Origin of the sequence: Citricoccus sp. GCM10030269 (assembly GCF_042665635.1) — a bacterium.
Taxonomy (GTDB): domain Bacteria; phylum Actinomycetota; class Actinomycetes; order Actinomycetales; family Micrococcaceae; genus Citricoccus.
This window is the reverse complement of record NZ_JBHTCV010000001.1, coordinates 541,209-560,093: the sequence shown is the minus strand read 5'-3', so window position 1 is coordinate 560,093 and position 18,885 is coordinate 541,209. Positions and strand designations below refer to the sequence as shown.

The following is an 18,885-nucleotide window of genomic DNA, read 5'->3' as shown; positions in this document are numbered from 1 at the left end:
ATCCGATGGCGCCGGTGCGATTGGACCTGACCCAGCGATTGTCCGCGGCGTTCGAGCTGTTCGACCGGCCGGGAGTGCGGATCCTGACGCCGACGGTGGCCTCCGATGAGCTGCTGGCCTCGGTCCATGACCCCGGTTACATCCAGGCGGTCCGGGCGGTCAGCTCGGGGGCGGAACCCCACCGCCAGGATCTGGGCTTGGGCACCGAGGACAATCCGGTGTTCCCGCACATCCACGAGGCCTCGGCCCGCATCCTGGGTGGATCGGTGGACGCGGCTGAGGCGGTGTGGACGGGGAAGGTTCGCCATGCCGTGAACTTCGCCGGCGGACTGCACCACGCGGGCCGGTCAAGGGCCAGTGGCTTCTGCATCTACAACGACTGTGCCGCGGCCATCCAACGCCTGTTGGACCTGGGTGCGGAGCGCGTGGCCTATGTGGATCTGGATGCCCACCACGGAGACGGTGTGGAATCGATCTTCTGGCACGATCCGCGAGTGCTCACCATCTCGATTCACGAGACCGGAATCTCCCTGTTCCCCGGCAGCGGTTTCGCCAACGACGCCGGCGGTCCCCAAGCGCTCGGCTCGGTCGTCAATGTGGCCGTGCCTCCGGGGACGGGGGACTCGGGATACCTCCGTGCGGTGCACGCGGTGGTCCCGCAGCTTCTCGGGGTCTTCGCTCCGGAGGTGCTCGTCACCCAGCACGGTTGCGACGGGCACGGTGAGGACCCGCTGACCAACCTCCGGCTTTCCGTGGATGGTCAGCGGCAACTCGTGCTGGACGCCGCCGACTGGGCGCGTGACTTCGCCGGGGACCGCTGGTTCGCCACCGGTGGCGGTGGGTACAGTCCCTTCTCCGTGGTGCCGAGGGTCTGGACGCATCTGGTGGCCGTGGCCACCGGGCGACCGCTGCCTTCCGGCACCCGAATTCCGCACGAATGGCGGCTCGAGGCGGCTCGGGCGGCGGGCGCAGCCGGACCAGTGGGGCTCGCCGGAATCCCGGAAACCATGTCCGACGGCGGCGACGTCTGGTGGCGCTCGTGGGAGAGCGGCTACGATCCTGCGGACGCCGTGGACCAGACCATTATGGCCACCAGGAAAGAGATCTTTCCTTATCACGGTCTAGACCCCTGGTTCGACTGACACGCCGATGTATGCTCTGTACGTGTGCATGCGGTGACAGATGTGCACGGAGTGTTCGATACGATGTCCGAGGATGCCACGCCTGGCGGGGTAGACGCGCCGTTGGCGCCAGAGGTACGCCAAGCAGTGGAAAAGGGGAACTCAACGTGGTGGATGCCGGTAACTTCGCCGACACGCGCTTCATGACGGTCACGGAAGTGGCCGAGATGATGCGTGTGTCCCGCATGACCGTTTACCGGATGATTCACGCCGGAGAGCTTCCCGCTGTGCGCTTCGGACGCTCCTACCGGGTCCCCGAGTCCGCCGTCGAGCAGATCCTGCAGACCGGTTCCACGGACGGGCAGGCCACCGGAACGGACGACCGCTAAGGGCCGCTCGGCCCGTCAGACGTTCCAGTTCGTGAGCACGCCCGAGGTCAGGGTAAGGTGTTAGGGAACGTTTTGACCTATGACGCCGGATCTTCAACAGTCGTCTGTTGCGGATTCACCAACCAAGCAAGAGGTTTCCCTATGGGTTCAGTGATCAAGAAGCGCCGTAAGCGCATGTCCAAGAAGAAGCACCGCAAACAACTGCGCAAGACGCGTCACCAGCGCCGCAACAAAAAGTAGGCGCGGACCGCGACGTCTCGCCGCATCGGGGTCATCCTGCCGTCAGGCCGGGGTGGCCCCGATGTCGTTTAAGAGTCGTTTAAGATGACAGCGATGACTACTCCACCGTCTGAAACGTCCGCACCGACCGTTGCCCTGCTGGTGAAAGCCGGCTGCCACCTGTGCGCAGATGCGGTCGAGGTCGTGGAGGAGGTCTGCGGCCGGCTCGGGGTGCGCTGGGAGCAGGTCGACATCGCGCAGCATCCGGACTTGGCCGAGCGCCATGCCGAGGAGATCCCGGTCCTGTTGGTGGACGGGGTCCAAAGAGACTTCTGGCGGATCGATCCGGTGCGGCTGGAACGACTGCTGACCGCGCACAGCGCATGAGCACTCCGACGGCGTCCGCCCTGCCTCGGCCGACGGTGGCGCGGCTGCCCGTCTATCTGCGAGCCCTGACCACTCTGGCGGCGGCGGGAACTCTGCGCGTCTCCTCGACCGAATTGGCCCGGCGTACGGGCGTCAGTCCAGCGGTGTTGCGACGAGATCTCTCCAGCCTGGGGCAACTGGGGCGCCGAGGCGTGGGCTACCCGGTGACGGCCTTGGAGCAGACCATCAGCCGCGCCCTGGGGCTCGCCGAGGACCAAGCGGTGATCCTCGTCGGCGCCGGCCACCTCGGTTCCGCGCTGGCCGGCTATACCGGTTTCGCCGACCGGGGGATGCGGGTCTGTGCCGTGCTCGACGCCGATCCTCGGCTCGCCGGGGCCCGGTGCGGGCCGACGGTGGTCCAGTCCATGGACGATGTCGAGCGCGTCATCACCGAGACCGGGGCGCGCCTGGCCATCCTGGCCGTGCCGGCCGACGTCGCGCAGTCGGTGGCCGATCAGCTGGTGACCGCCGGAATCCGGGGATTGCTGAATTTCGCACCCGTCGACCTGGAGGTTCCCTCGGGAGTGTCCGTCCGGGCCGTGGACCTGTCCACCGAACTGCAGATCCTGGCTTTCCACCAGGCTGAACTGCGCGATGAGGATCGCCGGGCAGGAGACTAGCCAGTGCAGGGGTGGGCCGACTGATCAGCGGCGCAGCGCCTTCTCCCAGGCCTTGGCGCGAAAATACTCGCTGGCCGGACGCAAGTACGTGAACACGATGCCGGCCACGCCCAGGACCACGTAGACCACACCCCAGGTGAACAACGAGGTCAAGGAGAGCACGGCGAAGATCGTGCCGATGATCCGGGCGGCGTTGGAGCCGCGACGAATACCGGTGGCGATCACCCAGTACAGGGCGGCGAGCACCACCGTGAAGACCATGGCGAAGACGCGCATGGACTCCATGAGCGATGCCATGTCGATCGAGACGCCGGCGGTCTCCATCTGGGACTCGTAGAGGTCCATCATCTCGGGGGTCAGACCCATGTTCGGAGACAACACCGTCATCATCTCGATGATGAGGAAGGCGATTCCGGCCGCGATGATCAGCCAATAGGCCCGGTCGATCTGCTGGGGCCTTTCAATCGGGCCCAACTGCGGGGTTGCTCCCTGGTTCGGGGCACCATAGGGCGGGGCACCATAGGACGCGGCACCGGGCTGAGGCGGCTGCCCATAGGGGGAGGGGTGCTGCGGAGGCTCGCCGTACGGAGACTGAGCGTAGGGCGATTGCCCGTAGGGAGGCTGGCCGTAGGGCTGCTGTTGCTGAGGGGGCTCGCCCTGACCGGGCTGGCTCGCTTGAGCCGCCTGAGTAGCCTGAGCGGCTTGGGCCTCGTTCAACCGGGCCTGGTGCTCGGCCTGTTGCTCGGGAGTCAAGCGGATGCCGTACTGCGGACGCCCGGCGGAATCCTCCAGAGGGCGACCGGGCTGCTGCTGCCGCGGCTCTGGCTGTTCTGGCTGCTCTGGTTGCTCTGGCTGTTCCGGCTTCTCGGGGTTCTGCTCGGTCATGGCGAATCCTTCCTCGGTGAACACTCGGCTCCCCGGCCGGTGCGCTGATTCTGCCCTCCACGGTATCGCCCGGCTGGGTCGCCCGCCGCAGTCTGACAGTATGGAACCATGCCTTTTGCGACCGTTCATCTCGTGCGCCACGGAGACGTCCACAACCCGGACCAGGTTCTCTACGGTCGCATCTCGGGGTACCACCTCTCCGAGCTCGGCCACCGGATGGCCGCGGATCTCGGCGACTGGTTCGAGCAGCAGGCCCGCATCACGGGGCGCACTCCGGCACTGCTGGTCTCGTCCTCGTTGCAGCGAGCGCAGGAGACGGCGGCACCCATCGGCAACTTACTGGGGCTCGAGGTGGACACCGACGACCGGTTCATCGAGGCCGCCAATCACTTCGAGGGCACCTCGCGGGTCGCCGGTCAGCTCCGACACCCGCAGCACTGGCCCTTCCTGGTCAACCCGTTCCGCCCCTCGTGGGGAGAACCGTATCGCGCCCAGGTCGCCCGGATGGCCGACGGTATTCAGGACCTGCGGGACCGTGCGGTGGAGGTGGCCGGGGAGGGGGCCGAGGCGATCGTGGTCTCACATCAGCTGCCCATCTGGGTCACCCGTTTGGCCGCGGAGGGGCGCCCGCTGTGGCATGACCCCCGACGGCGGCAATGCACCCTGACCTCCGTCACTTCCCTGCACTTCGAACGTGACCGAGCGGTCCCGAGCATCGAGTACCGCGAACCCAATGCCGCACTGCTGGCCAACGCCTCCAATCTTCCGGGCGCGTAGCAGAGCGCTCTGCCGGGCGTGTGACCACGCCCGCGAGAAGCCGACAACGCCGTCCCTCACAGGATTCCATCAGGTTCTACTACAGCCGGTAGAATCCAGAGGACGCCCACTCTCCGATGGAAGTATCCGGATCCGCCATGACCGTTCCGCATCAGCCCAGCCCACCATCCGGCTCCGGCGCCCGCTCCGGCACTCGCGTCGGGGCCGGCCTCAGCCGACGGAAGGTGCTGGCCGGACTCGCCGGAGCTGCAGCATTGCCGCTGCTGGCCGCCTGTTCGGACGATGACCCGCTCGCAGCCCAGGCCGGCAATGCGGACGGCAAGAACTACATCGCCGGAGACGGTTCCGTGCTGGAGATCGCCGCCGAGGAGCGCGGCGAGCCGGTGCGGTTCACCTCGACCTCGTTCTCGGGCGAGAGCGTGAGCTCCGGTGACTGGACGGGCGACCCCGTGGTCCTGAACTTCTGGTATGCCGCCTGCGCCCCCTGCCGCGTGGAGGCGCCTGACCTGCGCCAGCTTCACCAGCAGTTCGAATCCGAGGGTGTGCGCTTCGTGGGCGTCAATGTGCGCGATACGGCCGATACCGCCCGTGCCTTCGAGCGGAACTTCGGCATCACCTATCCCTCGTTGGAGGACCGCGGCGGCCAGGTGCTGCTCGCGATGACCGACTACGTGCCCCCACAGGCGGTACCCACCACCATCGTGCTGGACCGGCAGGGCCGGGTGGCCTCCCGGATCCTGGGTGTCGCGGATCCCTCCACGCTCAAGAGCCTGATCACCACGGTCGTGGAAGAGACGGCCGCTGAAGCGTCTGGTGACTCTGCCCCGGGGCAGGTCTGAGTCCGTTCATGCTGCCGGCCGTCAATCCTGCCAACCCGTTCGCCGAGACCGTCATGAACGGCTCGATCCTGCTCGCCGCGCCCATCGCGCTGTTGGCGGGATTGGTGTCTTTTCTCTCGCCGTGCGTGCTGCCGCTCGTGCCGGGTTACCTGGGCTACGTCACCGGACTGACCGGGGCGGATCTGCAGGACCAGAGGCGCGGCCGCATGCTGCTGGGCATCGCACTGTTCGTGCTCGGGTTCTCCACGGTCTTCGTCCTGGTCGGCATCGTGTTCTCGCAGCTGACCTTCTGGCTGCAGGGTGACGGCGAGTGGCTGACCCGACTGCTCGGCGTCGTGGTGATGGTTCTCGGTGTGGTGTTCATGGGCGGCTTCGGCTTCCTGCAACGCGAACGCCGTGTCCACGTCCGGCCCCGGGCGGGACTGTGGGGCGCCCCCGTACTGGGCATCACCTTCGGCCTCGGCTGGGCACCGTGCATCGGCCCGACCATGGGCGCAGTCCTCGCCCTGTCCACCGCCGGCTCGCCGAGCCCCGGCAAAGGCGCCCTGCTGGCCTTCATCTACTGCCTCGGCCTGGGCCTGCCGTTCCTGTTGATCGCCCTGGGACTACGCCGTGGCATGGGCGCCCTCGCCTTCTTCCGCACCCATCGCCTGGCCGTGATGCGCTTCGGCGGAGGTCTGCTGATCGTGCTCGGTCTGCTGATGGTCTCCGGGCTCTGGAACACCTGGGTCGTTGAACTACAGACCTGGTTCGCCAACGACGTCAGGTTGCCGATTTGAGCCCCATACAACAGCGCCCGAAGCAGCAGCGTCCCAAACAGCAGCGCCCCGACGTGGAGCTTCCCGCCCTCGGCTTCCGGGGCACCCTGCGGTACCTGTGGACTCAGCTGTCCTCCATGCGCACCGCGCTGATGCTCTTGCTCCTGCTGGCTGTCGCCGCCGTGCCCGGCTCCCTGTTCCCACAGCGCCCCGCCGGACCAGAGATCGTCAACGACTACATCGATCAGCACCCAGTGCAGGGCGAATGGCTGGACCGACTCCAGATGTTCGACGTCTATTCCTCCGTCTGGTTCTCGGCGATCTACCTGCTGCTGTTCATCTCGTTGATCGGGTGTGTGGTCCCGCGCGCCATCAAGCATGCCAAGGCCCTGCGTGCGGCACCGCCGCGAACGCCGCGCCGGCTGTCCCGGCTGCCCGAGTACGGCCGGGTCGTCCTGGAACCCAGCGGACCGTCCCCGCGGTCGGCGGTGGACCAGGCGTCCCGGTACCTGAAGAAGCGCGGGTACCGCGTCCAGGTCCGGGAGGAGCCCGACGGCGGCGCCTCCGTGGGAGCCGAGCGCGGCTATGTGCGCGAGATCGGCAACATCCTGTTCCACCTGTCCTTGATCGGCGTGCTGGCCTTCATGGCCGCCGGGTCGCTGCTCAGCTACAGCGGCCAGAAGATCCTGGTCGAGGGAGAGGGCTTCGCCAACACGCTGGTCGCGTATGACTCCTTCACTCCGGGCAGCGCCTTCTCCGAGGACAGCCTGGTGCCGTTCTCCCTCACCCTGGACAAGTTCGAGGCGGAGTTCGACCGCGAGTCGGAGACCCACTACGGCCAGCCCCTGGACTTCACGGCGAGCATGACGGTCCAGGAAGGCACGGGCGGTGAACCGGAAAAGCAACAGCTCAAGGTCAATCATCCGCTGGACATCGGCGGCACCCGGGTATACCTGGTCGGCAACGGTTACGCCCCGGAGGTCACCGTGCGGGACGGTAACGGGGACATCTCCTACCAGGGGCCTGTGGTGGCCCAGGTGCAGGACCAGATGTACACCTCCCTGATGGTGATCAAAGCCCCGGACGCCCGGCCCGACCAGCTCGGCTTCGTGGGCCTGTTCCTGCCCACGGCCTACACCGGCGACGACGGCGTGGCCGTCTCCGTCGATCCCGGGCTGTACAGCCCCGAACTGAACCTGAACAGCTACTACGGGGACCTGGGCCTGGACAACGGGGAGCCGCAGAACGTCTATGTCTTGGACACCGAGACCCTCACCGAGCTGAACAGTCGCAATACGGAGGCCGGCGGAATCACCCTGAAACCGGGCGAGTCCTATGACCTGCCCGAAGGCAAGGGGTCCATCAGCTTCGACGGGGTGACTCGCTTCGTGGGCTTGGACATTCACTACGATCCCGGCAAATGGGGTGTGGGTTTCTTCTCCATCCTGGCCCTGCTCTCGCTGGGCGTGAGCCTGTTCGTCCGCCGTCGCCGGGTATGGGTTCGTGGCGCCACGGACCCCGAGGGGTCCACCATGGTGGAGTACGGACTGCTCGCCCGCGGTGAGGACTTCGGCCTGCGCGAGGAGAATGTCTCCCTGCGGCGGCAGTTCGAGAAGATGTGGCCCGTGGTCGCCCCCGAGGACACTGAAACGACCTCCGCCGGGACCGCCGGCGGCACCCAGAATCGACCGGAGTAAACCATGCCGTCCATCAATATGCAGTTGGCCAGCTATAGCGACCTGTTCATGCTGATCGCCGCTCTGATCTACGCGGCGGCGTTCATCGTGTTCGCCCTCGATATGGCGACCTCCTCCAAGACCATCCGCACCCTCGAAGCAGAACTGGCGGACGAATCCTCTGACGGCGCCTCCCGCGAGGCCCGGACCGCGGTCGCTCAGCGGCGCGGTGAATCGGGGCGGGGTGAACTGGGACGCGGTGAACTGGTGGGAGCCGGCGTCGGACCCTCGGAGGCGGAGAACAGCACGACGGCGGAGCCCGCCCCGTCGACTGCTGCCTCCGGTTCCGCTTTCGGACCGGCCGAAGGTCGGCTGGACGGTCGCATCGGCGGTGCGCCGGACGGCGCGGCGGCCGGCGCCGGGGGCGACTCGGGGGATGGGCTGGTCGACGACGACATGGCCTATCTGGGCACCACCCGCCGACCGGCGGCGAACGTGGCGGTGGCCTTGATGGTGGTGGGCGCCTTGGTGCACGCCTTCGCGGTGATCGCCCGGGGTGTGGCTGCCCAGCGAGTGCCGTGGGCCAACATGTACGAGTTCTGCACCACGGGCGCGCTGCTGGTCTGCTCGGTCTACCTGCTGTTCCTCATCCGCAAGGACGTCCGCTTCCTGGGAACCTTCGTCTCCGGGCTCGTCGTCATCATGATGTGCGCGGCCACCATGGGCTTCCCGACGCCGATCGCCCACCTGCAGCCACCCTTGCAGTCCCCATGGATCGTCATTCACGTCTCGATTGCCGTGCTCGCGTCGTCGCTGTTCACCCTGACCTTTGCGATGAGCGTCCTGCAGCTCATTCAGAGCCGTCGTCAGGCGCGCATGCGTGCCGGGGGCAGCGGCAAGCCGGCCTTCATGCAGCTGGTGCCGCCGGCCCTGAGCTTGGAGAACTGGGCGTACCGGATCAACGCCGTCGGTTTCGTGATGTGGACGTTCACCCTGATCGCCGGGGCCATCTGGGCCGAACAGGCCTGGGGGCGGTACTGGGGATGGGACACCAAGGAAGTGTGGACGTTCGTGATCTGGGTGGTCTTCGCCGGCTACCTGCACGCCCGTGCCACCCGCGGTTGGACGGGGGAGCGCGCGGCTTGGTTGTCGATCATCGGCTTCGCCTGCCTGGTGTTCAACTTCGCCGTGGTCAACACGGTGTTCCCGGGACTGCACTCGTACGCCGGTCTCCCGGAGTAACGGGTTTCGGTCCCGCACGGGAACCGCGGGCAGTTACCCGGCTGCGTCCTCGGAGGGACTCGGCAGGGGTTTGGCCTTGCCGTTGGTGAACTTCGAACGGTCGTCGTTGGGGTACAGCGGGTCGGAGGACCCGTACATGGGGTCCAGCTCGGACCGGCTCATCGTGTGCCCGCTGGGCATGTCCAGGCAGGGAGAGTCGAGGGACAGGGTCAGCTCGGGTCTGCCGGCGCCAGTGTGGTACGTCACCGTGAGAGTGAGGTCGCCCTTGGAAGCGCCGTAGACCCGGTCACCGTGAGGTCCTTTGCCTTCTTTCGGGTCCCACCCGTTCTCTTCGGCGGTCGACCGGACGTCGTCGGCAATCTCCTCGGCCTCGCTCTGAGACAGCCCGCTCGCGCCGGAACTGCCGGTCCACCGGGTGTTGCGGGAAGCTTCTTCCGGGTCAGCGGTGCCGAGGCAGCTCTTCTCGGTGAGGGTGCCGATGCTGTCCCAGCCGGCTGCTCGCACGAGAGGGGGCAGCTCCTGCTCGATGGTTCTGCCGTACTCTGCGGACCGCGCCTCGGCGTCGGGCTGGTCGTCGGACTCGGGATTCATGCATCCTCCCAGGGTCAGCGCTGCCACGGCGATGGCCACGGCAGCGGTGTGACGGAAAATCGGTGTCCTCACGGGATCAGTCTTGCACGAGCGCCGGCGAAGCCGCGTCAGTGGGTGTCCTCGATCGGAACGGTGGGAATCCCCTGCTCGCGGTAGTGGTCCGCGTCGGACTCGAGAGGGTATTCGGTGACGGGATAAGGGGAACCGGGGTAGACGTGAACATCGGGTTCCAGGTAGGGGGCCACCTCGTTGCCGTAGACGACGCCCTCGATGTTCTGGGCCGACGTCGAACCGTCATTGAAGTAGTTCGTGTGACCGGACATGACCTCCCCATTGGTGTCGAACCCGGACTCCAGCCGGACGGCGCCCATCTGTCCCACCGGATTGGAGCCCTCCAGGAATGAGCCACCCTGGGAACCCCCACCGAGAATCTGTGCCCAGCTGATCGGATCGTCATTGGTCTGGATGAGGTAGCGGTGCGCATATTCGTTCGAGGTGTCCTCCGGGGAGGAGACCTCATGGCCGGTGCCGGCAGGAGCGACGTAGACGATATTGGTGGAATCGAGTCCGTGGTCGGAGCGTTCGGCTGTGCCCAGCAAGGAGCCACCGGCGCTGTGGCCCACGTAGGTCGTCTCCACATCCTTGGTCCTGCTGCTGGCCATCTCCAGATCGGCCGCGGCGTCGAAGGCCGCCAGCCTCGGAGCACCGGTCTCGTTGAAGTCGGCGGTCGCGTTGTCCCGGACCAAGTCTTGAGGCAAATCAGTGCCCTGCCAATAGATCGAAACCGTGCCCTCCGGATCATTGCCGTCGATGGCATCGAGCGAGCCGTTGTAGCGATCCACGCTGGCGATGGTGGTGTGGGTGCCCGGCACGAAGGTGACGGCGCGCTCCGTGGATCCTGAAGTCTCGCCGCGCATGGTGGCGATCTGCCCATTGCCCGCGGTGGAGACGAAGAGTGTCGAGTAGCCGGGGGTGGCTTGTGTGTTCTCCGGATACTGCGGTCTGCCGTAGGCGTTCCATGCCTGATCGAGGCCAGACAACACCGTCTCGAGACGGGCCTCTTCGTCTTCCCACTGCCCGCCCTCGTAGGCATTCCCCGGAGCATGCTGTGGCCTGTTCTCCCGATGTTCCGCCAGCGTCTCTCTCGTCTGCTCCCGCAGGCCGGCCACCGTCACCTGGTTGGTCTGGCCTCGCGTGGCCAGTGGGACGCCGTTGAGGTTGCCGATGATGCCCGGGAACAACAGCATCAGGCGCTCGCGTTCGTGGTCCTCGAGGCCGAACCAGACCTCGCGGATCCCCTCGATGCCCTCTTCGGTGAGGTCGGCGTCGTCGGCCATGGCCTCGGCGATCTTTTCCTCCGCGGAGCCGGGCACCGGATTCTCGGGCAGCTCGTTCTCCGCCAAGGCCTGTGCCGCCTCGGGATTGGCCTCGAGCCAGTCTCGCAGTTCCTCCTCGGACAGGCCCCGCAGGTCCCGCCAGATCGCTCTCGGGTCCAACTCGCCGAATTTCTCGTCCAGACCGCTGGTCATGGTGGCCCAGTCCAACGCCGATGAGTCGGGGTTCCGAGTGGCGGCGACCTGGGGCAGCCCCTCCGTGGTGCCGATGCTGATGGCGCTCAACGCTGTTTCCAGATCGTCCTGCGCCGTGGTCCAGTCTGTGGTCAGCGTGTTGGCGCGCTCATTGAAAGCCACGATGTCTGCTCGGACCTCGGCCACGAAGGTCTCGTCGTCCGAGTTCAGGGCCTGGGTGCGGCGACTGGTCAGACCCGGTTTGAGGTCGTCCAGGGACTCGCGTTCGGTCTGCAGAGGTTTGCCGGTGGTGACGAAGTCCTCCAGGGCGTTCTTGGCCGAGGACAGTGCAGAGGCCCAATCCTCGGCATGCGGCCCGAGAGGCTCCAGTGCCGACCAGACCTGTTCAGAGGTGCCGTCGTGCCGGTAGGCGGTCTGCAGGCCGGCCCACGAATTCGCGGCGTCGTTCATGGAGTTCTGCACATGGGCGGACTCCGTCTTCAGGTCGGCGGCACCGTCGCTCAGGGAACCCCAATCCGCCTCGACGTCCGGGTACGTGCTGATGGCCGGCAGGCTCATGGGCGGACCGTCACCCTTCGTCTTCGGGAGCGGCGATGTCAGCGAAGGACCCCATGGCCGACTGTGCGTCCGCGTTCATGACCCCGTCGGAATCGATGAACGCATCACCGGCCTCGGCGACGCACGATGCCTGGTGCAAAAGCAGATTCGAGATCCGCACGCCGACCTCGGAGCGCTGAGACCAGAAATCGGTGAACGCGGAGTGTGCCGTCGAGGCGGTCCCGAATGCGCCGGACACAGTGTCTCCGGCGTCGCGCGCGGCGAGGGCAGCGGAGTCGAGAATTTGGCCGTCGCCGGCGACTCGGACCAGGGCGGAGTGCAGGAATTCGGGGATGATCTCGTGGGCCACGCCTTCAGCATGGCGGCTGGGGAGGCCACTTGCCATGGGTACTTCTGCCCATGGTCAGCCGAACGCGCTCAGGCGAGATCGGAGCCGTCGTCGGGCGTCTCGGATCCGTCCCGGCGCGGGGCGCCACCCTTGTTCTCCCGAGCCCGCAGCTCGGCCTCACGGCGGTCCAGCTCGGCCTGGCGCTGCTGCTGCTTGCGCTGGATGTCGAGCTGGCGCAGGAAGGAGGCGTCGTCGTCGGGAGACTGGGGACGCGGGGGACGGGCCGGTCCGCTCGGGGGGCCCGCCTGACCACCAGAACCACGACGCCGGCCCAGGAACAGCCACAGCAGGGCACCGACCAGCGGCACCAGCAAGACGATCAGTACCCAGACGATCTTCGGCAGGGCCCGCACCTGGTGGCGCGGAGTCATCAGACACTCGATCAGAGAGTAGATGATGAGACCGGCGGCAACGATGCCGAGAGGGATCAGGAGGCGGGGCATGCCTCCATTCTACGGATCGCGGCCGCATCGACGAACCGGTGCCCAGCGCTTCCCGGTAGACTGCCGCGGGTGCGACTTGTGAAGTATGCGTTGATCCGCCTGGCCGTCTTCTTCGTGGTCTGGGCTGCCTGCATGCTGCTCCAGCTCGGGTGGATTTTCTCCACCATCGTGGCGGCGGTGATCGCGCTGGCGGTCGGCTATCTGTTCTTCAACGACCTGCGCACCGGGGCCTCTCAGGACGTGGCCAACGCCTGGCAGGGACGCGGTGGGCGTGATCGGTTCGCCACCGAGCAAGAGGACATGGACGCCGAGGATGCGTATACCGAGGGCCGATACTTCGACGCCGGCGCGAGTGCCGGGACGGATCCGGAGGATGACTCGGGTGACGGGAAAGGCGACGGCTCGGGAGACCGCTCGAATCCCCGCGACGCCGACGGTCGCTGAGCACCGCTACAGCACCAGGCCGAGGGCAAACAGCACCGCGTAGACCAGTCCGAGGACCCCCGTCAGTTTCAGCACCGGGATCAGGTCGCGGCGGTCGGCGGAACGCAGCATCGTGACCGACGGCTTGACGGCCACCACCCCCGCCAGCAGCACGAGCCACAACCACGGGTGTTGCCCGGTCAACAGCGAGGACAGCACGGGCAGGATGAGCGCCACGGCCACCATCGCGACGTAGGACCATCGCGCGGGGGTGTCCCCGAGGCGGACGGCGAGCGTCATCTTGCCGGTCTCGCGATCCGTGGGAATGTCCCGGACGTTGTTGGCCATCAGCAGGGCCGTCGAGATCAGCCCGCAGCCCACGGCTCCGGCCCATGCCGGCCCGGACAGGGCCAAGGCCTGGGTGTAGGTGGTGCCGAGCACGGCGACCAGCCCGAAGAAGATGAAGACGAAGACCTCACCGAGCCCGAGGTAGCCGTAGGGCTTCTTGCCCCCGGTGTAGTACCAGGCGGCGGCGACGGCCGCGACGCCCACGGCGATCAGCCACCACGTGCCCGACCACGCCACGAGACCGAGCCCGGCCACGGAGGCCGCGCCGAAACAGGCGAACGCGGCGGTCTTCACGGTGGCGGCCGGCGCGGCGCCCGAACCGGTGAGCCGCAGCGGGCCGACGCGGGCGTCGTCGGTGCCGCGGATGCCGTCGGAGTAGTCGTTGGCATAGTTCACGCCGACCTGTAGGGCCAGCGCCACGAAGAGGGCCAGCAGCGCCCGGCCGAGGTGGAAACCGTCCAGCGCGAAGGCCGCGGCGGAGCCGACGAGTACCGGCGCGATCGCCATCGGCAGCGTGCGCAGCCGGGCGCCTTCCACCCACTGGGCGGTGGTGGCCATAGTCAGGGTCCTTCCTCAGGATCTCTCAGAATGAGCTGAAGCGGTTCAGGAGGGATTGCCGGTCCACCTTGCCGTGGGGCAACTGCGGTAGTTCATCCAGCACCAGCCACTGCTTGGGCACTGCGGCCGGTCCCAGCTGGGCCCGCACCGCTTCGCGTGCGGCAGCCTCGTCCCAGGGCTCCCCGTCCTCCCGGAGCGCGACGGCGGCGCAGACACGCTGTCCCCACTCGTCGTCGGGAATCCCGGCGGCGAAGGCGGCCGTGACGCCCGGCAGGCCCTCGAGCACCTGTTGCAGGCGTGCGGCGGAGATCTTCACGCCGCCGGTGTTGATGACGTCGTCCACGCGACCGGTGACGGAGAGCAGTTGGCGCCGCGGGTGCTCGGGATGGGGGCGCACCGTGCCGGTGTCCTCGGTGAGGAACCAGCGTTCCTCGGGATCAGCGTCCGTTCCCTGGCCGAAGTGGGCGGCCGTCCGCTCCGGATCGTCGAAGTACCCGGCGGCGACCATGGGGCCGGACAGACGGATCCGGGGAGTGCCGGCGTCGGGCTCACTGGTCTTGGTGGCGGCCTCCGCGGTGACCACGTCCGCGGTGACACCATCTAGTGGCACCCCGTCGTAGACGCAGCCGCCACAGGTCTCGCTCATGCCGTAGGTCAGGTGCAGTCGCAGTCCGGCGTCGGCCGCCGCCTCCCGTAGGCGCTCGGGGACGTGGGCGCCACCGACCAGGATGGCGTCGAACGTGCGCAAGGCGTCGACGGCGGCCCCGGCGAAGGCCGGTGTGTTGGGGCCGGTGCTGGCATTGCCGGACTCGACTTCTGGCAGGAGCAGGCGGGACAACTGCGTGGGCACCAGAGAGACGGCGCGGAATCCGGTGCCGCGCTCCATCCGGTCCACCGCCTGAACGAAGTCCCGAGGGGTGAACGGACCAGGAGGCATGGCAACGGGGGTGGTGCCGGCGGCGATGGAGCGGGACAGCACGGCCAGGCCGGCGACATAGTGCAGCCCCACGGCCAGCAGCCACTGTCCCTCGCCGCGGATGCGGGCGGCGGTGGCCCGGGCCGAAGCGGTCAGTGCTTCACGGGTCAGCATGGTCTGCTTCGGGGTGCCGGTGGAGCCGGAAGTCCGCACGATGGCCACGGTGCCTTTGGCGCCGCCACGGGCGGGATCGGCCGCCTCGGGGCGATAGACGATTTGGCCGTCGTCGGTGAATTCAACGGGCGCACCGGAGCCGTCCAGGGCAGCAGCCAGGGCGGTCTGGGCGCGGTCAAGGTCGGCGGGGGTCACGGGCACGGATCGAGTCTAGTCAGTGAACGGCGCTGATTTGAGCGCGCCTGCGCGGGGCTGCAGAGGTACTGGCTCAGGAAGTGGCATAGGTAGTGGCGCGGTATCACAGTGATACCATGGCGCCATGGCGATGACACTGCGCACCAATCCTGACGACGACCGCCGCATCGAAGAGTTGGCGAAGACGTTCGGCGTCTCCAAACACGAGGCCGTGTTGCGCGCGGTGCTCGCAGAGTCGGAGCGGACTGCTCGGCAACAGCGGGTAGACCGGTCCGCCGACCGCGTCATCGAGCGCTACGGCGATCTCTTGCGCCGTCTGGGCGAATGACGGCGACAGGCGGCGACAGCCTTGACGACAGCAGGGGCGAGGACCGAGACGTCGAGTACCTCGACTTGGAGAACGCCCTGGCTCTCTGTGAGCGACTGAGCATTGGGCCCGTGCGCGATCTGGGTCTTCTGGAGAGCGCCCTGCGCCGTCCGCAGACGTCCCTGCAGGGAGTGCAGGTGTATCCCTCGATGGCGTCGCAGGCGGCGGCGCTCCTGGAGTCCCTGGTGCGCAACCCTGCCTTGGTGGACGGGAACAAGCGGCTGGGCTGGACCTGCCTGGTCGTGTTCCTTGATCTCAACGGTCATTGGCTAGAGGTCGATGACGACGCGGCCTATGACACGGTCATGGCCCTCGCGGCCGGCCGGATGGACCGAGAAGCACTCACCGCTGTGATCGAGGGGTGGATGCAGGCGGAATGATGCCTCAGAAGTAGCGCGGGTACGCCGACCAGTCCGGGTCCCGCTTCTGAAGGAACGCGTCCCGGCCCTCCACGGCCTCGTCCGTCATGTAGCCCATGCGGGTGGCCTCGCCGGCGAAGACCTGTTGGCCGGCCAGGCCGTCGTCGGCCATGTTGAAGGCGAACTTCAGCATCCGGATGGCCTGCGGGGACTGCCGGTTGATATCCGCGGCGTACTCGAGAGCGACCTCCTCGAGCCGCTCATGATCCACGGCCTCGTTGACGGCGCCCATCTGCACCATCTGCTCCGCGGAATGTTCGCGAGCGAGGAAGAAGACGGCGCGGGCGTTCTTCTGACCGATCTGACGCGCCAACAGAGCCGACCCATAGCCGGCGTCGAAGGACCCCACGGTAGCGTCGGTTTGCTTGAACTTGCCGTGCTGTTTCGAGGCAATGGTCAGGTCGGCCACCACGTGCAGCGAATGCCCGCCACCGGCCGCCCAGCCGTTGACGACGGCGATGACCGGCTTGGGCGTGGTCCTCATCAGCCGCTGGACCTCGAGAATGTGCAAACGGCCCGCCCGGGCCGGGTCGATCGTCTCGTTGGATCCGGTGCTGGTGCTGGCGCCCGTGCTGCCGGGGCCGCTGGCGCCCGTGCTGCCGGGGCCGCTGGTGCCGGTACTGCCGGTGCCGCCGTCGGGATCGGTAACGACATAGCGGTAGCCGTCCCGGCCGCGGATCCGCTGATCGCCGCCGGAACAGAACGAGTGGCCGCCGTCCTTGGGCGAGGGGCCGTTGCCGGTGAGCAGGATGCAGCCGACCTCCGGGGTCATCCGGGCATGATCGAGGGCGCGGTAGAGCTCATCCACCGTGGCGGGCCGGAACGCGTTGCGGACTTCGGGCCGGTCGAATGCCACGCGAACCGTGGGCAGATCCCGCATCACCGCACCCGAGGCGTCCCGTTCCACCTGTCGGTGGTAGGTGATGTCCTCGAAGTCGAATCCCTCGACGACCCGCCAGCGCTGCGGATCGAAGACGTCCGAGACCTGGTCCGGAAGCGCTGGCCCGGATGGTGAAGGTGACGGTGCCGCCGAGGAGGCCGCCGACGTCGGGCGCTGGGGAATCTCTTGTCCGTTCACCCGACCGAGTCTAGCCAGCAGTGCGCCGGCCTGCGCCCGGCTTAGTGCTCGGCTCAGTGCTCGGCGGTCAGCGTGCGCGTGTACTGCACGTCTCCCTTGATGTTGATCAGCTCCACCGTGAACTCCTCGCCGTGCGGGGAGATCTCCACGCGGCCGAAGAACTGGCCCTCGCCGTCCCGCGGGGATCCCATGGCGGGGCCGGCCTGGGAGAAGTCGACGCGGGGCCCGAAGGTCGCGTCCATCTCGTTCGGGCCGAAGGACCCGGCATTGATGGGGCCGGCCACGAACTCCCAGAACGGGTCGAAGTCCTTGAACGCCGCCCGCTCCGGAGAGTAGTGATGCGCGGCGCAGTAGTGGACGTCACCGGTCAGGAAGACCACGTTCTTGGTCCTCTGCCGCTTGATGCCCTGCAGTAGGCGGGCCAACTCCAACTCGCGGCCGAGGGGCTTGCCGGGATCCGCGTTGGCGATCGACTCCTGCCCTTCGCCGTCCGGCACCACGATGCCCAACGGCAGGTCCGCGAGGATCACCTTCCACGTGGCCTTGGACTTTTTGAGGCCCCGCAGCAACCACTGCAGCTGCTCCTCGCCGAAGATCTCGGTCTCATGCTGCTCCAGACCGTCCGTGTTCTCCGCCTTGTTGGTGCGCATGTCCAGCACGAAGACATCCAGGGTGGTACCGCGCTCGATGGTGCGGTAGATGCGCGCCGGCTCGAATCCGTGGCCCCGGGACAGCGCCCGCCGGTCGGCGATCGGCTGGTTCTCCTGCCAGGCGCGACGACCGCGGGTGGCCAGGGTGTTGACGTCGGTGACGGTGTAGCGATCGTCCTCCAGCGTCTCGCCGACCCACCAGTTGTTGGTGGTCTCGTGGTCGTCCCACGTGGCAATGACCGGGACCTCGGCGTAGAGGGCCCGCACGTTGGCGTCCATCAGGTTGTAGCGATGACGTCCGCGGAACTCCTGGAGCGTCTCGGCGACCTTGGCAACCTCATCGGTCACGACGTTGTGCCAAATGGTGCCGTCGGGCTCTTCCATCGTCTCGGTGATCGGACCGTCGGCGTAGATGGTGTCGCCGGCGTGGAGGAAGAAGTCGGGGGAGTAGGAGCGCATGGTCTCGTAGCCGAACATGCCACCGATCTGCTCGTTGATGCCGTAGCCCTGCCCGGCGGTGTCGGCGGTCCAGACGAAGCTCTGCGCGCCGTCGGACTTCCGGCCCGGTGCGGTGCTGAAACCGCCGGTGCCGACTTCGCTGTGGCGTCCGCGTTCGTCCTCGAAGTACAGCTCCACGTCGAACCGGCTGCCTGAGGGCAGTCCGTTGGCGTTGATGCGGGCGGTGAAGTCGGTCTCCTCGGTCGCCCACGGTCCACGCAGGTGGATTGGCTGACCGTCGCGCCCTCGGCCATGACCACGACGCCGGCCGCGGCCCTTGACGCGCTCACCGTCGTCATCCAGCGGATGCAGGATGGCGTTGAGGCGGCCGATGCCGGAAGCGCGCGACCACAGCACCGCGGAGCGGGACGTGACGTCACCGGTCTGGATGCCGGACGGCAGGGTGAGGGGGGAGGTGGCGCGGCGGGCGGTTGTGCCGGCGACCGGACTGACGGCCGGCGATGCAGCGGCGGCGGCTGGGCCGGCTGTGACGGCCGGCAGTGAGGTGGCGATGGCGGCCGCGGCGGCACCCTTGAGCACGGTACGGCGGTTCGGGTTCTGAAGGTGATCCATGGGTCCAGTAGATGCCTCCGCTTTGACATCGACGTGGCAGGGGAATGAACAGCACTGATCAACCGCGTTCCGAAAGGTTCAACTTCCAGCACTGGACGGACCGCCCCGCCCCGTGCGCCCCCTCCTGCTCCGGCCTGCATCTGGCGGTCAAAAGTGCACCAACACGCCCGGGAATTCTCGCCAATTCGGTGCACTTTCGACCGCCAGATGATCGGCGGATTGTCT

Annotated in this window: 22 protein-coding genes; 13 read left to right on the top strand and 9 right to left on the bottom strand. The window is 67.5% G+C overall.

Annotation, left to right across the window (positions count from 1 at the left end; all coding sequences use genetic code 11):
* Positions 1 to 5: 5 nt before the first annotated feature.
* From ACFQQD_RS02700 to ACFQQD_RS02680, 5 genes are all read left to right on the top strand, one after another.
* Positions 6 to 1,142 carry an acetoin utilization protein AcuC gene (locus ACFQQD_RS02700; RefSeq protein ID WP_378086099.1) on the top strand — a complete coding sequence of 379 codons (1,137 nt, stop codon included), beginning with the start codon at positions 6 to 8 and terminating at the stop codon, positions 1,140 to 1,142.
* A gap of 182 nt (positions 1,143 to 1,324) precedes the next feature.
* Positions 1,325 to 1,510 (top strand): helix-turn-helix domain-containing protein, encoded by a 186-nt coding sequence (locus ACFQQD_RS02695; protein ID WP_378085926.1) that lies wholly within the window; start codon positions 1,325 to 1,327, stop codon positions 1,508 to 1,510.
* 141 nt (positions 1,511 to 1,651) lie between these two features.
* The gene (locus ACFQQD_RS02690; RefSeq protein ID WP_009882927.1) at positions 1,652 to 1,750 is read left to right on the top strand and encodes a 30S ribosomal protein bS22; all 99 of its coding nucleotides are present in this window, start codon (positions 1,652 to 1,654) and stop codon (positions 1,748 to 1,750) included.
* A gap of 93 nt (positions 1,751 to 1,843) precedes the next feature.
* Entirely contained in the window at positions 1,844 to 2,116 is a 273-nt protein-coding gene (locus ACFQQD_RS02685; RefSeq protein WP_378085924.1) for a glutaredoxin family protein, read from the top strand.
* The gene (locus tag ACFQQD_RS02680; protein ID WP_378085922.1) at positions 2,113 to 2,775 is read left to right on the top strand and encodes a redox-sensing transcriptional repressor Rex; all 663 of its coding nucleotides are present in this window, start codon (positions 2,113 to 2,115) and stop codon (positions 2,773 to 2,775) included. Before ACFQQD_RS02685 ends, ACFQQD_RS02680 begins: the two co-directional genes overlap by 4 nt.
* A 24-nt stretch (positions 2,776 to 2,799) precedes the next feature.
* Here ACFQQD_RS02680 and ACFQQD_RS02675 read toward each other — a convergent pair whose 3' ends face one another.
* Complete coding sequence (locus tag ACFQQD_RS02675; protein WP_378085920.1) at positions 2,800 to 3,660, bottom strand: hypothetical protein; 861 nt, start codon at positions 3,658 to 3,660, stop codon at positions 2,800 to 2,802.
* A gap of 108 nt (positions 3,661 to 3,768) precedes the next feature.
* Here ACFQQD_RS02675 and ACFQQD_RS02670 point away from each other — a divergent pair, with 108 nt between their 5' ends.
* The 5 genes from ACFQQD_RS02670 (at position 3,769) to ccsB (ending at position 8,952) form a co-directional block, all read left to right on the top strand.
* Positions 3,769 to 4,437, top strand: coding sequence for a histidine phosphatase family protein (locus ACFQQD_RS02670; RefSeq protein ID WP_378085918.1), 669 nt, complete (start codon positions 3,769 to 3,771; stop codon positions 4,435 to 4,437).
* Between the two features lie 137 nt (positions 4,438 to 4,574).
* Positions 4,575 to 5,276 carry a TlpA family protein disulfide reductase gene (locus ACFQQD_RS02665; protein WP_378085916.1) on the top strand — a complete coding sequence of 234 codons (702 nt, stop codon included), beginning with the start codon at positions 4,575 to 4,577 and terminating at the stop codon, positions 5,274 to 5,276.
* A gap of 8 nt (positions 5,277 to 5,284) precedes the next feature.
* Positions 5,285 to 6,055, top strand: coding sequence for a cytochrome c biogenesis CcdA family protein (locus tag ACFQQD_RS02660; RefSeq protein WP_378085914.1), 771 nt, complete (start codon positions 5,285 to 5,287; stop codon positions 6,053 to 6,055).
* Positions 6,052 to 7,731: a cytochrome c biogenesis protein ResB gene (locus ACFQQD_RS02655; protein WP_378085912.1), complete on the top strand. Its 1,680-nt coding sequence runs from the start codon at positions 6,052 to 6,054 to the stop codon at positions 7,729 to 7,731. The genes ACFQQD_RS02660 and ACFQQD_RS02655 overlap by 4 nt, the downstream gene beginning before the upstream one ends.
* Before the next feature lie 3 nt (positions 7,732 to 7,734).
* Positions 7,735 to 8,952, top strand: a complete 1,218-nt coding sequence (gene ccsB / locus ACFQQD_RS02650; RefSeq protein ID WP_378085910.1) for a c-type cytochrome biogenesis protein CcsB — start codon at positions 7,735 to 7,737, stop codon at positions 8,950 to 8,952.
* A 33-nt stretch (positions 8,953 to 8,985) separates the two neighbouring features.
* Here the strand turns inward: ccsB and ACFQQD_RS02645 are convergent, their stop codons facing one another.
* The 4 genes from ACFQQD_RS02645 to ACFQQD_RS02630 are packed head-to-tail and all read right to left on the bottom strand — an operon-like array spanning position 8,986 to position 12,461.
* A complete protein-coding gene (locus ACFQQD_RS02645; protein ID WP_378085908.1) occupies positions 8,986 to 9,615 on the bottom strand; it encodes a hypothetical protein in 630 nt (209 codons plus the stop codon).
* Between the two features lie 35 nt (positions 9,616 to 9,650).
* Entirely contained in the window at positions 9,651 to 11,630 is a 1,980-nt protein-coding gene (locus ACFQQD_RS02640; protein ID WP_378085906.1) for an alpha/beta hydrolase, read from the bottom strand.
* A gap of 10 nt (positions 11,631 to 11,640) precedes the next feature.
* The gene (locus tag ACFQQD_RS02635) at positions 11,641 to 12,015 is read right to left on the bottom strand and encodes a hypothetical protein (protein WP_378085904.1); all 375 of its coding nucleotides are present in this window, start codon (positions 12,013 to 12,015) and stop codon (positions 11,641 to 11,643) included.
* A gap of 32 nt (positions 12,016 to 12,047) precedes the next feature.
* Positions 12,048 to 12,461, bottom strand: coding sequence for a PLDc N-terminal domain-containing protein (locus ACFQQD_RS02630; protein WP_378085902.1), 414 nt, complete (start codon positions 12,459 to 12,461; stop codon positions 12,048 to 12,050).
* Between the two features lie 69 nt (positions 12,462 to 12,530).
* On the opposite strand from ACFQQD_RS02630, the gene ACFQQD_RS02625 reads away from it, so the two are divergent.
* Positions 12,531 to 12,905: a DUF4229 domain-containing protein gene (locus tag ACFQQD_RS02625; protein WP_378085900.1), complete on the top strand. Its 375-nt coding sequence runs from the start codon at positions 12,531 to 12,533 to the stop codon at positions 12,903 to 12,905.
* A gap of 6 nt (positions 12,906 to 12,911) precedes the next feature.
* Here the strand turns inward: ACFQQD_RS02625 and ACFQQD_RS02620 are convergent, their stop codons facing one another.
* Together ACFQQD_RS02620 and ACFQQD_RS02615 are read right to left on the bottom strand one after the other, a co-directional pair.
* The gene (locus tag ACFQQD_RS02620) at positions 12,912 to 13,790 is read right to left on the bottom strand and encodes a 1,4-dihydroxy-2-naphthoate polyprenyltransferase (protein ID WP_378085898.1); all 879 of its coding nucleotides are present in this window, start codon (positions 13,788 to 13,790) and stop codon (positions 12,912 to 12,914) included.
* Between the two features lie 25 nt (positions 13,791 to 13,815).
* A complete protein-coding gene (locus tag ACFQQD_RS02615) occupies positions 13,816 to 15,081 on the bottom strand; it encodes an AMP-binding protein (protein WP_378085895.1) in 1,266 nt (421 codons plus the stop codon).
* A 118-nt stretch (positions 15,082 to 15,199) separates the two neighbouring features.
* Here ACFQQD_RS02615 and ACFQQD_RS02610 point away from each other — a divergent pair, with 118 nt between their 5' ends.
* Positions 15,200 to 15,403, top strand: a complete 204-nt coding sequence (locus tag ACFQQD_RS02610) for a toxin-antitoxin system protein (RefSeq protein ID WP_378085893.1) — start codon at positions 15,200 to 15,202, stop codon at positions 15,401 to 15,403.
* The gene (locus ACFQQD_RS02605) at positions 15,400 to 15,822 is read left to right on the top strand and encodes a type II toxin-antitoxin system death-on-curing family toxin (protein ID WP_378085891.1); all 423 of its coding nucleotides are present in this window, start codon (positions 15,400 to 15,402) and stop codon (positions 15,820 to 15,822) included. The genes ACFQQD_RS02610 and ACFQQD_RS02605 overlap by 4 nt, the downstream gene beginning before the upstream one ends.
* A 4-nt stretch (positions 15,823 to 15,826) precedes the next feature.
* On the opposite strand, the gene ACFQQD_RS02600 is transcribed toward ACFQQD_RS02605, so the two are convergent.
* On the bottom strand, positions 15,827 to 16,939 hold the full coding sequence (locus tag ACFQQD_RS02600; protein ID WP_378085889.1) for a 1,4-dihydroxy-2-naphthoyl-CoA synthase: 1,113 nt from the start codon (positions 16,937 to 16,939) through the stop codon (positions 15,827 to 15,829).
* Positions 16,940 to 16,992: 53 nt separating this feature from the next.
* Positions 16,993 to 18,660 (bottom strand): alkaline phosphatase D family protein, encoded by a 1,668-nt coding sequence (locus ACFQQD_RS02595; RefSeq protein ID WP_378085887.1) that lies wholly within the window; start codon positions 18,658 to 18,660, stop codon positions 16,993 to 16,995.
* Positions 18,661 to 18,885: the final 225 nt, after the last annotated feature.

Bases quoted from the DNA above. Each gene is read 5' to 3' on its own strand.
- ACFQQD_RS02700 (WP_378086099.1), top strand. From the start codon at position 6: ATGGCGCCGGTGCGATTGGACCTGACCCAGCGATTGTCCGCGGCGTTC.
- ACFQQD_RS02695 (WP_378085926.1), top strand. From the start codon at position 1,325: ATGACGGTCACGGAAGTGGCCGAGATGATGCGTGTGTCCCGCATGACC.
- ACFQQD_RS02690 (WP_009882927.1), top strand. From the start codon at position 1,652: ATGGGTTCAGTGATCAAGAAGCGCCGTAAGCGCATGTCCAAGAAGAAG.
- ACFQQD_RS02685 (WP_378085924.1), top strand. From the start codon at position 1,844: ATGACTACTCCACCGTCTGAAACGTCCGCACCGACCGTTGCCCTGCTG.
- ACFQQD_RS02680 (WP_378085922.1), top strand. From the start codon at position 2,113: ATGAGCACTCCGACGGCGTCCGCCCTGCCTCGGCCGACGGTGGCGCGG.
- ACFQQD_RS02675 (WP_378085920.1), bottom strand. From the start codon at position 3,660: ATGACCGAGCAGAACCCCGAGAAGCCGGAACAGCCAGAGCAACCAGAG.
- ACFQQD_RS02670 (WP_378085918.1), top strand. From the start codon at position 3,769: ATGCCTTTTGCGACCGTTCATCTCGTGCGCCACGGAGACGTCCACAAC.
- ACFQQD_RS02665 (WP_378085916.1), top strand. From the start codon at position 4,575: ATGACCGTTCCGCATCAGCCCAGCCCACCATCCGGCTCCGGCGCCCGC.
- ACFQQD_RS02660 (WP_378085914.1), top strand. From the start codon at position 5,285: ATGCTGCCGGCCGTCAATCCTGCCAACCCGTTCGCCGAGACCGTCATG.
- ccsB (WP_378085910.1), top strand. From the start codon at position 7,735: ATGCCGTCCATCAATATGCAGTTGGCCAGCTATAGCGACCTGTTCATG.
- ACFQQD_RS02640 (WP_378085906.1), bottom strand. From the start codon at position 11,630: ATGAGCCTGCCGGCCATCAGCACGTACCCGGACGTCGAGGCGGATTGG.
- ACFQQD_RS02635 (WP_378085904.1), bottom strand. From the start codon at position 12,015: ATGGCAAGTGGCCTCCCCAGCCGCCATGCTGAAGGCGTGGCCCACGAG.
- ACFQQD_RS02630 (WP_378085902.1), bottom strand. From the start codon at position 12,461: ATGCCCCGCCTCCTGATCCCTCTCGGCATCGTTGCCGCCGGTCTCATC.
- ACFQQD_RS02620 (WP_378085898.1), bottom strand. From the start codon at position 13,790: ATGGCCACCACCGCCCAGTGGGTGGAAGGCGCCCGGCTGCGCACGCTG.
- ACFQQD_RS02610 (WP_378085893.1), top strand. From the start codon at position 15,200: ATGGCGATGACACTGCGCACCAATCCTGACGACGACCGCCGCATCGAA.
- ACFQQD_RS02605 (WP_378085891.1), top strand. From the start codon at position 15,400: ATGACGGCGACAGGCGGCGACAGCCTTGACGACAGCAGGGGCGAGGAC.
- ACFQQD_RS02595 (WP_378085887.1), bottom strand. From the start codon at position 18,660: ATGGATCACCTTCAGAACCCGAACCGCCGTACCGTGCTCAAGGGTGCC.